The organism is Bradyrhizobium sp. ARR65 (assembly GCF_000472385.1).
GTDB lineage: Bacteria > Pseudomonadota > Alphaproteobacteria > Rhizobiales > Xanthobacteraceae > Bradyrhizobium.
Genome location: NZ_AWZU01000005.1, coordinates 22,522 through 37,512 on the forward strand (window position 1 = coordinate 22,522; position 14,991 = coordinate 37,512).

Genomic DNA, 14,991 nt, shown 5'->3' on the forward strand with positions numbered 1-14,991 from the left:
TTTCCGCTTCCGCCGATTTCGTCGTCAGGGCCACATGCGATCCAGATTTCACAAGTTGAGCTGCGCAGCGGCGCTGGCCGCGCTGGCCGCGCTGTCATCCCAGGCATTGGCTCAGTCGGATGATGGAGATCCGGAACTCCGTATCCAGCGGCTTGAGGAACAGTTGCGGCAACTCACGGGCCAGAACGAGGAACTGCAGTACCGCAACCGACAGTTGGAACAGCAGCTCCGCCAGTTGCAGGGGGGCGTGCCGGCTGCACCCGGCCAGTCGGGCGTCGCCGCGGCGTCTCCGACGCAGCCTCCGCCCGGATACGGTCAACCGCAGGCCCAGCCGGGCTATTCGCTGCCGCAGGTCCAGCCCGGTTACGCCCAGTCGCAAATTCCGGCCCCCGCGCCGATCATGCAGGAATCTTCGGCACCGATTGGCGGCGCGCCTCGCCGCGGCGATGCCTTCGACCCAAGCCAGAATCCCAATGCGCCAGGCGCGCCACGGGCACTCGGCGGCGGCCAGCTTCCGATCCAGGCGGGTGCGTCGGTCGGCTCGCCCGGCGGCCGCGCACCCGGCGAGCCGCTCGATCTAGGTGCAACGCGCTATCAACAGGGCAACGTGGCCGCAGCGCCTCCCGTGGGCCCGAGCGGCACGGGGCTTGCGACGGCGCCGCCATCGAACTCGCCGCGCGACGAATACGACCTCGGTATCGGCTATATGCAGCGCAGGGATTATGCGCTCGCTGAGCAGACCATGCGCAACTTCGCGCAGAGGTTCCCCACTGATCCGCTGGTCGGGGATTCGCAATATTGGCTGGGCGAAAGCTACTTTCAGCGCCAGCAATACCGCGACGCGGCGGAAGCGTTTCTCGCAGTGACCACCAAATACGAAAAGTCGTCGAAAGCCCCGGATGCGCTGTTGCGGCTCGGGCAGTCGCTGGCCGCATTGAAGGAGAAGGAGGCGGCTTGCGCCGCTTTCGGCGAAGTGATGCGGAAATATCCGCGCGCTTCCACGGGGGTCAAAGCAGCCGTCGATCGCGAGCAGAAAAAGGAAAAATGCTGACGCGCTGCTTTGCGATCTTGCCGGCACGTGCCTGCCTCGCTCGCCTTTTCACTGTACAGGCGCAACCAAGAGAACAGCGTTGACGCAATTGCCGGCCGGCCATCTTTCGTGAGGTCTCGAGGGCGTTCGCCCGCCGGTTCCGCGGGGTTGCCCTGCGGCGCATCTTGAGATTCGGCATCAGCTTGCGGTTCTTGATACAACCGTCGCAACACAAGCGAACATTTCCGAGCCTGGCGACGTCATGGCAGAGGACGACAACTCCCCGATCTCGGCGCAGGATGCCAAGCGCCTGTTTGCCGACTGGAAGACCGCGCCGGCGCTCGTGCTGGCCGTCTCCGGCGGGCCAGATTCGGTCGCGCTGATGTGGCTGATGGCGCGCTGGCGCCGCTCTCTGTCACGCGGACCGCGCCTGATCGCCGTCACCGTGGATCACGGCCTGCGGCCCGAGGCGGCGCGCGAAGCGCGCGAGGTAAAGCGCCTCGCGCGTGAACTTGATCTGCCGCACCGGACGCTGCGCTGGAGCGGTGAGAAGCCGAACACCGGCGTGCCGGCCGCCGCGCGCGAAGCGCGCTATCGTCTGTTGGCGCAAGCAGCCAAGGCCGTCGGGGCGAGCCACGTTGTCACCGCGCATACCCGCGACGACCAGGCCGAAACGGTGTTGATGCGGTTGTTGCGCGGCAGCGGCATCACCGGTCTTGCTGCGATGGCGCGCGTCACCGAGCGCAACGGCATTGAGCTGGCGCGCCCACTGCTCGATGTCGCGAAGTCGCGGCTGATTGCAACCCTGGACAAAGCGAAAATCGCCTATGTCGACGATCCCACCAACCGTGACATGGCGTTCACGCGGCCGCGGCTGCGTGCGCTCTTGCCGGCGCTTGCCGCCGAGGGCGGCGATGCGCGTTCCCTGGCGCGGCTGGCCATACGGCTGTCCCGGGCCAATGCCGCCGTCGAGGTGCTGGCCGATGGCGCCGAACGCTATCTCGCCTTGAAGGGGCAGGGCGCATTGCAGGCTGCCCGCAACGGTGTCGTGTTCGATGCGCAAGCCTTTGCGGGCCTGCCCGAGGAGATCCGGCTGCGGCTTCTCATGCGCGCCATCAATCGCTTCGGGCATGAGGGGCCGGCTGAACTCGGTAAGCTCGAGACCTTGATGGCGCAGCTTGACCGTAAGCTTACGGAGAAGCCAGCGAAGGCGGGGCGCGGGGCGGGCGGGATGCACCTCAAGCAAACCCTTGCTGGTGCGCTGGTAAGTCTCAAGGCGGGCCAGATCCGCATCGAGCCGGCGCCGGCCCGGCGCCGGCGGGCGGGCTGAGGCGGCCCGGCAACAAGGTCCTTCAAAGAGCCTTGGCAAAGGGGCACGGCAAATGGCAAACGAGGTATCTCGGGTGCCGCTTTAATTCCGCTGCCAGGTCTTAACCACCTCGCAAAACGCGGTGCTGGACGCCATTTTTTGAACCGGAATCGCGTTAGGATGCGCTAAATAGTCCTGCGTGGTTCCCTTGGCAGCAAGACGAGTGGTACCTAAATTGTGATACGGTCGACCGGGGGATTCCCTCGTGGCTTCCCAGGGATAGGTCCAAAGGACATGAAGGCCGCGATCCGCGCGACCACGAAGGAAGATCAATGAACGCCAATTTGCGCAATTTCGCCCTCTGGGTCATCATTGTCCTATTGCTGTTGGCGCTGTTCACGCTGTTTCAGAATCCCGGTCAACGTACGTCGTCGCAGGACATCTCGTTCTCGCAGCTCTTGACCGAAGTCGACCAGGGCCATGTCCGTGACGTCGTCATCCAGGGGCCGGAGATCCACGGCACCTTCACCAATGGCTCGTCGTTCCAGACCTATGCGCCGAACGATCCGACGCTGGTCCAGCGCCTCTACAACAGCAAGGTACAGATTACCGCGAAGCCGCCCGGCGATAACGTGCCGTGGTTCGTCTCGCTGCTCGTCTCCTGGCTGCCCTTTATCGCTCTGATCGGCGTCTGGATCTTCCTGTCGCGCCAGATGCAGGGCGGCGCCGGCAAGGCGATGGGCTTCGGCAAGTCGCGCGCGAAAATGCTCACCGAGGCGCACGGCCGCGTCACCTTCGAAGACGTCGCAGGCGTCGACGAGGCCAAGCAGGACCTGCAGGAGATCGTCGAGTTCTTGCGCGATCCCGGCAAATTCCAGCGGCTCGGCGGACGTATTCCGCGCGGCGTGCTGTTGGTCGGTCCGCCCGGCACCGGCAAGACGCTGATCGCGCGCGCGGTTGCGGGCGAAGCCAATGTGCCGTTCTTCACCATCTCCGGTTCCGACTTCGTTGAGATGTTCGTCGGCGTCGGCGCGTCACGTGTGCGTGACATGTTCGAGCAGGCCAAGAAGAACGCGCCTTGCATCATCTTCATCGACGAAATCGACGCGGTCGGCCGCCATCGCGGCGCAGGCCTTGGCGGCGGCAATGACGAGCGCGAACAGACGCTCAACCAGTTGCTGGTCGAGATGGACGGCTTCGAAGCCAATGAGGGCGTGATCCTGATCGCGGCCACCAACCGGCCCGACGTGCTCGATCCCGCGCTGCTGCGTCCCGGTCGCTTCGACCGCCAGGTCGTGGTGCCGAATCCGGACGTGGTCGGCCGCGAGCAGATCCTCAAAGTTCACGTGCGCAAGGTCCCGCTCGCGCCCGATATCAATCTGAAGACGATCGCGCGCGGAACACCGGGCTTCTCCGGCGCCGATCTGATGAACCTCGTCAACGAGGCGGCGCTGACTGCTGCGCGGCGCAACAAGCGCATGGTCACGCAGGCCGAGTTCGAAGAGGCCAAGGACAAGGTGATGATGGGCGCCGAACGCAAGTCGCTCGTGATGACCGAGGAGGAAAAGCTCCTCACCGCTTATCACGAGGGTGGCCATGCCATCGTCGGTCTCAACGTCATTGCGGCCGACCCGATCCACAAGGCCACCATCATCCCGCGCGGTCGCGCGCTGGGCATGGTGATGCAGTTGCCCGAACGCGACAAGCTGTCGATGTCGCTGGAGCAGATGACCTCGCGGCTCGCCATCATGATGGGCGGCCGCGTCGCCGAAGAGCTGGTGTTCGGCCGCGAGAAGGTGACCTCCGGTGCGGCCTCCGACATCGAGCAGGCGACCAGGCTCGCGCGCATGATGGTGACGCGCTGGGGCCTGTCGGAAGAGCTCGGCACCGTGTCCTATGGCGAGAACCAGGACGAGGTGTTCTTGGGAATGTCGGTGTCGCGGACTCAGAACGCGTCTGAAGCCACGGTCCAGAAGATCGACTCCGAGATCAAGCGCTTGGTCGAGGAGGGATACAACGAGGCCAAGCGGATTCTCACGGAGAAGCGCGGCGATCTCGAAACCCTGGCCAAGGGCTTGCTCGAGTTCGAGACGCTGACCGGCGAGGAGATCACTGATCTCCTAAAGGGCAAGAAGCCGAACCGCGAGTCGGTACTGGAGCCGGCTGCGCCACGCGCCTCCGCCGTGCCGCCGGCCGGCAAGCCGCGGCCGCGCCCCGATCCGGACCCGGGTCTGGAGCCGCAGCCGCAGGCATAAACCCGTCTCGATATGGCCGGTTATTCCGGCAAACCGCTCACGCAGAAGCTCGGCATCAAGCCGGGCTTTTGCATTTTTGTGAGCGGCGCACCCGCAGCCTATGAGGATATTGTTGGCCCGCTGCCCGCCGGCGTGCGGTTGGCCGCGCAGCTCAAGGCGCCGCTCGACATGGTCCATGTTTTTGCGACCGACGCGGCAGGGCTGGCCAAGATGCTGCCTGTCTGCCGCGATGCGATTCTGTCGGACGGAATGGTCTGGGTCTCGTGGCCGAAGAAGACGTCGGGACTCGCGACCGATCTCAGCGATATCGTGGTCCGCGGCACCGCGTTGCCATTCGGTCTGGTTGACGTAAAGGTCTGCGCGATCGACGCGACCTGGTCAGGGCTGAAGTTCATGACTCCGAAGCACCGACGCGGCTCGGTCTGAAGCGCTGGCGCTCCTACCGAGCCCCCCTGTCGTCGCCGGCTCCAATCGATGTATGCTCGCAAGGCGAATCAGGAGAGTTCCAGGATGGTTGCCGATAGCGACAGCAAAATCGCCTGGCACCGGGTCCAGCTCAGGAAGAATCGTGAAGCTGTGAAGGACTTGGAAAGGGCCAGGTTTACGACCGGAGACATGGGCACAAACGCCGCCGGCTCCACGCAAGCGAGGATCGCCGAGCTCACGCAGAAGATTGCGGAGTCCGAGCGATGCATCGCCGAATACGAACGGCGGACCAGGCGTCCTCTCGGCACTGATCTACGCAGCCTCGCAAGCGTAAGCTGGAGCAATTGGAATGCCGCCCAACCCCGCAAGACCGTGCTACGTTAGACTAGCGCAGTCGCCGGAGATGAGCGAGCACCTTCAACCAAGCCCGTCATTGCGAGGAGCGAAAGCGGCGACCTGCCGTCGCTCGCTGCGCGAGCTATCGCGAGGCGTGAAGTCCCGCCGAAGCGCCTTTGCGCGTAGGCCGAAGCAATCCACACTGCATCCGCGGAGAAAGTCTGGATTGCTTCGCTTGCGCTCATAATGACGCCCGGCGGGTTGGACGCGTCCTCTCAATTCGCTCAGCTCAGGACTGCTTTCGTCTCCCCGGCGGAGTGCCATCGCTGGCGCGACCGAACGTCCGCTTAGTGCGCCGGCACATGCTCCAGAAAATGCAGCACGTCGTCGGTGAACTGCTGGGGATCCTGCAGGAAAGAGAAATGGCTGACCTCGGGCTGGATCAGTAGCCCGGCGCCGCCGATATGAGCCGCCATGAACTCGGTGTTTTCGCGCTTGATCGCCTCGTCATGATCGGCGTCCACGATCCAGGTTGGAACATGGATATTGGCGAGATCCGCCTCCGTCCAATGCGGCTGGCTCTCCCACATCTTGGTGATCTGATCGACAAAGGCTTTGTACTCGGTCGGGGTCGAGGAGAGCCGCTTGTATTCTTCTCCGGCTCTCGCGATGAACGCATTGAAAACGTCGCTCTTGGCAATGTCGGCGACTCCTGACGGATCCGAGTTCGCGGCAAAGGCGAACAGCTTTGAGACGCGTTCGGGGTGATGCATGGCGATGTCGAGGCCAATGATGGCGCCGTCGCTCCAGCCCACGATGGCCGCCTTCTTGATCCCGAGGTGATCCATCAGCGCGAGCACATCTGAGGCCATCAAGTCGTAGCCGTAGGGTTGGGCGTCGCGGCTGCTGCGGCCGTGACCGCGGCTGTCCATCACGATCACCTGATAGTGCTGCTGCAGCGCGCGAACCTGATGGCCCCAGTAATCGGCATTGGCAAGACCGCCGTGCAGCAGCAGCACGGGCTCGCCGCGGCCAAACACGGCGTACCAGATTTTGATGCCATTGACCGGCGCGAAGCCGCTCTTCACCGCCTTGGGCAGTGTCGGCGTGGGCGGCAGGTTCAGCCATTGTGGCGCCGAATAAGCCGGTGTGCCGAAGGTCAGCAGAACAAGTGCGAGGAGACAAAATCGAAGCCGAGGCATTTCGCCCTCCTTATCCGAACTCTCATCCTACAGGAATCTTCGCACGACCTGCAGCGCGTCTCGGTACGGATGCCGTGATCTGCGGCCGGTATTCCATGATCGGATGCTGCCATGCGGTTTGCGGGAGATGCTGGCTTGTTCGATTGCTGTCATAGTTCCTGCTGAAGAATAAAAAACCACGGAGGAAACATGACCGAGGTCGTCGCCGGCGTTACGGCCGCGCCTGTCGCCAAGGCGGGAGGCGTCTCACCCGCAAAAGTGTTCTGGGCCACCTGGCTCGGGTGGATGCTCGACGGCTTCGACGCTGCCATCTACGGTTACATCCTCGTGGCTGCGCTGAGCGAGCTCTTGCCGGCGAGCGGCATCGAGGCGAGCCGCGCCAATATCGGCATCTATGGCGGCCTCCTGTTTTCCATCTTCATGCTGGGCTGGGCCTGTTCGATGGTCTGGGGCTGGGCAGCGGACCGTTACGGCCGCGTCCGGATGATGTGCTGGACCGTGCTGGTCTATTCGGTGTTCACCGCGCTGTGCGGTCTGTCGACCGGCATCGTCACGTTCGCCGTCTTCCGCTTCCTGGCCGGTTTCGGTATCGGCGGCGAGTGGGCCGCGGGCACGCCACTGCTGCATGAATCCGTGCCAGAGACCACGCGCGTGCGATTGGCCGGCTGGCTGCACACGGCAACGCCGACCGGATTGTTCCTGGCGGCTTTCGTCACGCTTGTCGGCGGCAATTTGCTTGGCTGGCGCGGCATGTTCTTTCTCGGCATCCTGCCGGCGCTTTTGACGGTCTACCTGCGTATCAACATTCCGGAGCCGGCGCGCACACGCCCGACTGAGGCGACGAGGTCGTCCTTTGCAGAGCTGTTCGCGCGCGGGCAGGCGCAAACGACGTGGGCGGCGGCACTGCTGATGGCCTGCATCATCTTCGGCCTGTGGTCATCGAATTTTTGGGCGCCGACGGTGATCATCACCAAGCTCACGGCGGCAGGCAGCACGCCGGCGCATGCGCAGCAGATGGGCGCAATCGCGGGTCTCATCACCAATGTCGGCACGTTGGCTGGGTGCCTGCTGATGCCGTGGGTGACAGGAGCGCTCGGCAGCCGGCGCTGGACGGCGGTGCTGTTCTTCCTGGGCTCACTCGTCTCCGTCGTGGCGAGTTACGAGGTCGCGATAGCGCATTTGGATAGTCTGACGCTGTTCCTGATCCTGCTGCCGATCCTTGGTTTCTTCACCAATGGCGTGTTCGGCCTGTTCACGATCTGGCTGCCGGAAATGTTTCCCTCGGCCTTGCGCGGCGCAGGCTCCGGCTTTGCGTTCAGCCTGGGGCGAGTGCTGGGGGCGGCTGGTCCGACCTTGATCGGCGCGCTCGCCGCAGCGACGGGAAGCTATCCGCTCGCGATCTCCCTGCTGTCGCTGATCTATGTCGTCGGCCTGCCGTTCATTGCGTTGGCGCCTGAGACGGCCAACCGGCCGCTGGCCAAGTAGCAATGTAGATCAGAGCATGATCCGGAAAAGTGTGTAGCGGTTTTCCGAAAAGATCATGCTCAACCAAAGAGCTAAAGCGCGATGACGATTCGACTCAATCTCATCGCGCTTTAGACGAAGGAAATCGCCTCGGCGCTTTCCAGAATCTGCCGTAGCGCCGAAAGCGCATGCTCCAGCATCTCGTCGGTCGCGGGATGGCCGAGGCAGATTCGGACGCCGAGTGTGCCGCGATCAACCTGCTGCAGCGCTCCGGGCGGCGCGACGGTGATACCGGCCTGGGCCGCTTGCGTAACGAGCGCGATCAGCGTGCGACCGGCCGGGATCGGCAGCCAGCGATGAAAGCCGGGACTGCCCGCCATCGGCGCGAGCCAGTTGCCGAGCACGCGGTCGGCGATCGCGTTGCGACGCGCGGCGGCGGCCCGCTTGGCATGCACTTGCCGCGACAGGTCGCCGCTGTGGATCAGCCGGGTCACGAGCTCAGCCATAATGGGGGAGGCCATCCAGCCCGTCGCGCGCACCGCGTTGATGGCGCGGTCGCGAAACGGCTCCGGCGCAATCATGGCGCCGATCCGCAAGCCCGGCGCGAGACATTTGGCGAAGCTCGTGACGTAGAAGCTCCGCTCCGGAATGAGCGCGGAAAGCGGGGTGGGCGGCGTCACAAACAGGAACGCGTAGACATCGTCCTCCAGCACGTAGGCGTCGCGTTTGCGGATGATCTCGGCGATCTCGCCTCGCCGCGCCATGCCCATCACGGTCCCGGTCGGGGTTTGCAGCGTCGGGCTCGCGAACAGCACGCGGGCGCCGGTCTCGGCAAAGGCGCGATCGAGCGCGTCCGGCAGGACGCCGTCGGCGTCGCCGTCGACCCCATGCAGTCGGTAGCCGTTTTGCGCCGAAAGCGCGATCATGCCGGAATAGGTGAACCGCTCCGTGAGTACCACCTCGTTCGGCGCGGCGACCATGTTGAGGGCGATCGAAATCGCGTGCTGCCCGCCATGGGTGATGAAGAGGTTGGAGACATCCGCCTTCATGCCCAAAGCGGCAAGCCAGCCGTTCATGACCTCGCGATGCATCGGCAAGCCCTGATGCGGCAGATAGCTGAGCAAGGGTTTCAGCGCGCCATCGGACAGGATCTCCGACAGCACGGCCTCGATCAATTCGTCCTCTCCGGTCGAAGGCGGCACGTTGAGCGCGAGATTGATCATGGCCTGCGCGCCGTTCCCGGCGCTGGCGGGCGGACGCCGCCGCTGAACAAAGGTGCCGCGGCCGACCTCGCCAGAGATCAGCCCGCGCGCTTCGGCTTCGGCATAGGCGCGTGAAACGGTCCCGACACTTAACCCCAGCAGGTTCGCCATGTCCCGTTGCGGCAGCAAACGCGTGCCGGGCTTGAGCACGCCCTTGTCAACGTCGCTCTCCAGCGCGCGCGCGAAGGCGAGATAAAACGGTCCCTCGGCATCCGAGAGTTTGGGCACCCAATCTTCGGACCCTTCAGTCTGCGACACGGCGATTGTCCTTCCTCCGTGTCTCGGATAGTACAATTATAGAATTGGCGCAATATTGGATGTCAGCATCCACCAAAATCTCCAGGAGAGCCGACGACTTTCCTCTAAGTAGTGACAAACTCAGGACCTTTCTGTGTCGGATCGGCGCCTTGTTACGGTTCATTCTGTCATTTCTGACAAATTGAACTAGAATAAGTTTGACATCCCGACGGTATTGGCATTTAGCTGTCCGAAGGGAGGTGAGACTGTGATCTACGAAATCAGAGTGTATGAAGCCGCCGAGGGCAAAGCCGAGGCGATGAAGGCGCGGTTCAAGAACGAAGTCGTCAAACGATTTCCGAACCACGGCATCGAGTTGTTGGGTGTGTTCGAATCGGAATCCGACAACACGCGCCTGACCTATCTCACCCGCTTCAAATCGGAGGACGACCGCAGCAAGGCCTGGGCGGCCTTCGGCGCCGATCCGGAATGGCGCGCGGTCAAGGCCGCGACCGAGGTCGACGGGCCGCTTCTGAAGAATCAATCCGTCACGGTGCTGTCGCCGGCCGTCACCGGCCTGCTGCTCGCGTGAGCCGGGCCTTCGAGGAGCACGCATGAAACCCGCGCCCTTCGCCTATGTCAGGCCGGACTCGGTTGCCGAGGCCTGCGAGATCCTGGCGGCGGACGAGGACGCGCGGATCATCGCCGGCGGTCAGACGCTCATTCCAATGTTGGCGATGCGCTTGGCGCGCCCGACCAAGCTCGTCGACATTGTCCGCTTGAAGGAGTTGCGCGGCATTCGTTCCGAGGCCGGCGCGATCGTGGTTGGCGCGGTGACGCGGCAGGTCGAAGTCGAGCGCAGCGAGTTGGCGCGAGGTGCGTTGCCCTTGCTGATGAAAGCGCTTCCTTATGTAGGCCATCCGCCGACGCGCAATCGCGGCACCGTTGGCGGCTCGATCGCCAATGCCGATCCGTCCGCCGAAATTCCGCTTGTGGCGGTGACGCTGGGAGCAGAAATCGAGATCGAGAACAGCGGCGGCCGCACCTCGATGCCGGCCGACGAGTTCTTCATCGGCGCGATGGTCACATCGGTGATGCCGGGCGATTGCGTCGCGGCGGTGCGCTTTCCGGTGTGGTCGCAGCCGCGGCTCGGCACGGGCTTCCATGAGGTTTCCGCGCGGCAATCCGACTTCGCCTTTGTCGCCGCCGCGGCGCAGGTCGCGCTCGATGAAGACGGGCGCTGCATCGATGCGGTGGTCGGGCTTGGCGGCGTCGGCGATCGCGCGCAGCGCATCGACGTTTCAGCCCTGGTTGGCCAAGACGTCGCGCGCTTTCCGGTTTCCGAGCTTATTCGCTCCGCGACAGAACACCTCGAAGCGAATTCCGATCTGCACGTGAGCGCGGATTACCGTCGGCGCGCGGCCGCCGCGCTCGGCGCCCGCGCGCTCGAGGATGCCATCGCCGAGGCGCGCGCGGCGGGTGGAGTAGTGCAATGAAGGTGACACTGAAGGTCAATGGACGCTTGCGTACCGCCGACGTCGAGCCGCGCAAAACGCTGCTCGATACGCTGCGCGAGGATTTCTTGCTGACCGGCAGCCATGCCGGATGCGAGCACGGCGTTTGCGGCGCCTGCACGGTGCTGATCGACGGCGAGCCGTCGCGTGCCTGCCTGATGTTTGCGGTGCAGGCCGACGGCTATGAGATCACCACGATCGAGGGGCTCGCGCCTGCGCCCGGCGAATTGAGCGTCGTCCAGGATGCGTTCTGCGAAACCCACGGTCTGCAGTGCGGCTATTGCACGCCCGGCATGATCCTGTCGGCGCACGCGCTGCTCGAGCACAACGATGCGCCGACCCGCGAGGACATCGTTGAGGCGATCTCCGGCAACATCTGCCGCTGTACCGGCTATGGCCAGATCGTGGAGGCGGTCGAATTTGCGGCCGAGCGTCTGCGCAAGACGAACGCGCCGCGCAACGTGACCGGCGGGAGTGACGACGAGCCCTCGATCGATCCCGCCGCCGAGGCCGGCGCGCGGGAGGGGGGTGTTCTCGAAGCCGCCGCTACGCGGCAGGGAGGCCGCCAGTGAACCCCGCTGCGCCCTTGAAATTCGTTTCCTCCAATCGCCGTGTCCGGGAGGATCGCCGCTTCGTCGCAGGTCAAGGCCGGTATGTCGCCGACATCGCGCTCGAGGGGCTGTTGCATGTCGCGGTGGTGCCCTCGCCGCACCCGGCCGCGCGCATCGTCTCGATCAATGCGGCCGAGGCAATGAAGATGCCGGGCGTGCATTACGTGCTGACCGGGGAAGAGCTCGCCAAGGCGACCGAGCCCTTGATGAACGGCCTGGATACGCCGAACGTCCGGCGCTATCCGCTCGCCGTCGGCCAAGCGCGATATGCCGGCGAGTGGGTCGTCGCGGTCGTCGCGGAAACGCGCGCGCAGGCCGAGGACGCCGCGGAAAAAGTGCGGATCGAATATGAGCAGCTAGCCTATGTGATCGACTCCGAGGACGCGTTCGACCCCAAAAGTCCGCCGGTTCACGCCGGCCATGGCAGCAATGTGCTGCTCGACAAGACCTTCGTCTGGGGCGAGGTGGAGAAGCATTTCGCTGAAAGCGAGCGGCATCTTTCGTTCCGTGTGGTCTGGGGCCGCAACTCCACGGTGCCGATCGAGACCTTCGGCGTCGCCGCCAAATGGGATCCGTGGCGGGAAATGCTCGACGTCTGGGCCTCGATCCAGATGCCGAAATATCCCGACCAGATCGCGCGCGCCCTCCGCATTCCACTCAACAATGTCCGGGTGCATTTCGATGTCGACGTCGGCGGCAGCTATGGCGTGAAACGCGGTATCAAGCAGACGGTGCTGGTTTCGCATCTCGCACGGGTGCTGGGCCGTCCGGTTCGCCTGATCGAGGATCGGCTCGACAATATGCGTGCGGGCGATGCGCATGGGCCGGACCGCATCTTCGACGTCGAGATTGCCTTCAACGATGACGGTATCGTCAATTCGATGAAGATGCGCGCGCTCGACAATGTCGGTGCTTATGCGGGACGCTCGCCGTTTCAGCTCGGCAAGCCGATCGGCGCTATCGTCGGTCCGTACAAGATCAAGAGCGTACAGTACCGCGCGATATCGGTCACGTCGAACAAGGCTGCCCAGGAAGCGGTGCGCGGCTTCGGGCAGTCGCCGACGAACTACGCCATCGAAACCGCAATCGACAAAGTCGCCGTCGCGCTCGGGCTCGACCGCATCGAGGTTCGTCGCCGCAACTTCATCCGCAGCGACGAATTCCCCTATCTCATTCCCAGCGGTACGCGTTACGACAGCGGCGACTATCACACGGTGGTCGCCAAGGTGCGCGCGCATGCCGACTACGAGGGCTTGATCCGCGAGCGCGATACTCTGCGCGCGGCCGGTCAATGCGCCGGCATCGGCATCGCCGCGTGCCTGGAGCCGAGCGGCGGCAACTCGTCCTTCGAGCCGCTTCTGAACGAAAAGAACACGACCACGACCTGGATGGATTCCTGTCGTATTGTCGTCGACGGGCTCGGCTTTGTGACCGCGACCATCCATACGACCTCCTCCGGCCAGGGTCATGAGACGCTGGTGGCCACCGTGATCGGTGAAGTGCTGGAAATCGATCCCGATCTGATCCGCATCGTGCGGCCGGATTCGCTGAACAGCCTGCCGTCCAACACGCCGGTCGGCAGCCGCATGGCGATCATGCTCGGCGGCGCCGCCTTCCACGCGGCGCAGAAGCTTAAAGCCAAGATCATCAAGCTCGCCGCGCACCAGTTCGGCTGCGCCGAGCAGGAGGTGATCTATGCGGGCGGCGCCGTTTCGCACGGCGCCTCCGGCAAGAAACTGGCATGGGCCGAGCACGTCAACATCGCCCATCGCAATTTCCACCTGCTGCCCGAAGGGATGGAGCCAGGGCTCGAGACCACCCATGTGATGCAGGTGCCGACGGGCACGAAACTGCCGGAGAACGGCCGGGTGCAGATGTATCCCTGCCATTCCTTCGAATTCCACCTCGTGCTGATCGTCTTCGATCCCGTGATCGGCAAGCCGGAGATCCGCCGCTACGTGATCGGTCATGACTGCGGCACCGTCATCAATCCGCATATCGTCAAGGGCATGACGCTCGGGGGCATTGCCCACGGCATCGGTGCTTCGCTCCTGGAAGAGTTCGTCTATGACAGCGAAGGCCAGATGCTGACCCAGAGCTTCATGGACTATCTGCTGCCATCTTCGCACGAGGTGCCCAAGGTCGAGATCGTGCATCACTGCACGCCGTCTCCGTTCACGGTATTCGGGCAAAAGGGATCTGGCGAGAGCGGTTATCTGGGATCGCCCGCGGCCATCTCCAGCGCCATCAACGATGCGGTCGCGCCGTTCGGAATCTCGCTCGCGAAACTGCCGATCCGGATCGCCGCCATCAGCGATGCCATCGCCGCTGCGCGTGAGGCAAAAGCAAAGGTAAAAGCATGATCGTCGACTGTCACGCACATCTCGTTCCGCCGTCCTTGCTGGACGCCATCCGTGCCGAGAAGGGCAATTTCCCCTCCGTCCGCGTCATCGAGGAAGGCGGCAGCCTGGGTTTTGCGTTCGCCGGCAACAAGCCGACGCGGCCGGTCTCCAAGCCGCTCAGCGATATCGCCGCCCGGCTGCAATGGATGGATGCCAACAAGATCGAGCGACAAGTCGTTGGCGGCTGGCTCGACATGTTCGGCAATGAGCTGCCGGCCGAGGAGGGTACGCGCTGGGCGCGGCTGATCAACACGCATCTAGCGCAAGCCGCCAAGGACCAGCCACGCTTCATCCCGCTCTGCACCGTGCCGCTGCAGGATGGTGCCCGCGCAGCCGAGGTGCTGAACGAGGCGCACGCTCAAGGCTTCAGGGGCGCGATGATCGGCACCCAGCCGAAGGGCCGGGGCGGCGTGCTGGATGATCCGAGCCTCTTGCCGTTCTGGGAGGCTGCGAACAGCCTTGGCTCCATCATCTTCATCCACCCGGTTTTTGAAAGCGGGGATGACCGCGTCCACGATTACGGCATGGCGAACGCGGTCGGCCGCATCACCGACACGCTGATTGCGATGTCGCGGCTGATCTATGCCGGCCACGTGACACGCTTTAGCAAGATGAAGATCGTCGCCGGCATCGGCGGCGCGGCGCTGCCTTACGTGATCGGACGGCTGCGCCGCAACTACAGCCTCGACAAGGACAAGCTCGGAGACCCCGATGCCGCGCTGGGTGCGATGTACTACGACACCATCGTGCAGGATATCCGCGCGCTGCGCTATCTCGCCGATATCGTCGGCGCGGATCGCATCATGATGGGCTCCGACATGCCGTTCCCCATCGGCGATCTCGCGCCGATCAAGATCGTGCAGGAGACCTCCTTCACCGATGCCGAACGCGCCAGCATCAATGGTGGGTTGGCGCAAAGGCTGTTTGGCTTGTGAGGTCGTAT

At 64.1% G+C, this 14,991-nt stretch carries 11 protein-coding genes and 1 pseudogene; 10 read left to right on the forward strand and 2 right to left on the reverse strand.

All coding sequences use genetic code 11. From position 1 onward, the window contains the following. The first annotated feature begins 34 nt into the window (after positions 1–34). The 4 genes from ybgF (at position 35) to F758_RS0107935 (ending at position 5,020) form a co-directional block, all read left to right on the forward strand. The gene (gene ybgF, locus F758_RS0107920; RefSeq protein WP_024507357.1) at positions 35–1,051 is read left to right on the forward strand and encodes a tol-pal system protein YbgF; all 1,017 of its coding nucleotides are present in this window, start codon (positions 35–37) and stop codon (positions 1,049–1,051) included. A 241-nt stretch (positions 1,052–1,292) separates the two neighbouring features. Beyond that, entirely contained in the window at positions 1,293–2,360 is a 1,068-nt protein-coding gene (gene tilS / locus F758_RS0107925; protein ID WP_024507358.1) for a tRNA lysidine(34) synthetase TilS, read from the forward strand. Between the two features lie 311 nt (positions 2,361–2,671). Then, positions 2,672–4,594, forward strand: a complete 1,923-nt coding sequence (gene ftsH, locus F758_RS0107930; protein WP_024507359.1) for an ATP-dependent zinc metalloprotease FtsH — start codon at positions 2,672–2,674, stop codon at positions 4,592–4,594. Positions 4,595–4,606: 12 nt separating this feature from the next. Beyond that, complete coding sequence (locus F758_RS0107935; RefSeq protein WP_024507360.1) at positions 4,607–5,020, forward strand: hypothetical protein; 414 nt, start codon at positions 4,607–4,609, stop codon at positions 5,018–5,020. A gap of 683 nt (positions 5,021–5,703) precedes the next feature. Here the strand turns inward: F758_RS0107935 and F758_RS0107950 are convergent. Then, on the reverse strand, positions 5,704–6,558 hold the full coding sequence (locus F758_RS0107950) for an alpha/beta fold hydrolase (RefSeq protein WP_024507363.1): 855 nt from the start codon (positions 6,556–6,558) through the stop codon (positions 5,704–5,706). A gap of 189 nt (positions 6,559–6,747) precedes the next feature. On the opposite strand from F758_RS0107950, the gene F758_RS0107955 reads away from it, so the two are divergent. Next, entirely contained in the window at positions 6,748–8,043 is a 1,296-nt protein-coding gene (locus F758_RS0107955; protein ID WP_024507364.1) for an MFS transporter, read from the forward strand. A 110-nt stretch (positions 8,044–8,153) separates the two neighbouring features. On the opposite strand, the gene F758_RS0107960 is transcribed toward F758_RS0107955, so the two are convergent. After that, complete coding sequence (locus tag F758_RS0107960; RefSeq protein ID WP_024507365.1) at positions 8,154–9,542, reverse strand: aminotransferase-like domain-containing protein; 1,389 nt, start codon at positions 9,540–9,542, stop codon at positions 8,154–8,156. Positions 9,543–9,789: 247 nt separating this feature from the next. Here F758_RS0107960 and F758_RS0107965 point away from each other — a divergent pair, with 247 nt between their 5' ends. From F758_RS0107965 to F758_RS0107985, 5 genes and pseudogenes are all read left to right on the forward strand, one after another. Further along, on the forward strand, positions 9,790–10,113 hold the full coding sequence (locus F758_RS0107965; protein ID WP_024507366.1) for an NIPSNAP family protein: 324 nt from the start codon (positions 9,790–9,792) through the stop codon (positions 10,111–10,113). 22 nt (positions 10,114–10,135) lie between these two features. Next, positions 10,136–11,017: an FAD binding domain-containing protein gene (locus F758_RS0107970; RefSeq protein ID WP_024507367.1), complete on the forward strand. Its 882-nt coding sequence runs from the start codon at positions 10,136–10,138 to the stop codon at positions 11,015–11,017. Then, positions 11,014–11,472: pseudogene (locus F758_RS43460) on the forward strand ((2Fe-2S)-binding protein); the annotation flags it as partial. The gene F758_RS0107970 and the pseudogene F758_RS43460, both read left to right, overlap by 4 nt. Positions 11,473–11,603: 131 nt before the next feature. Beyond that, positions 11,604–14,009, forward strand: coding sequence for a xanthine dehydrogenase family protein molybdopterin-binding subunit (locus F758_RS0107980; RefSeq protein ID WP_024507369.1), 2,406 nt, complete (start codon positions 11,604–11,606; stop codon positions 14,007–14,009). Further along, complete coding sequence (locus F758_RS0107985) at positions 14,006–14,983, forward strand: amidohydrolase family protein (RefSeq protein WP_024507370.1); 978 nt, start codon at positions 14,006–14,008, stop codon at positions 14,981–14,983. Before F758_RS0107980 ends, F758_RS0107985 begins: the two co-directional genes overlap by 4 nt. The last annotated feature ends 8 nt before the right edge of the window (positions 14,984–14,991 follow it).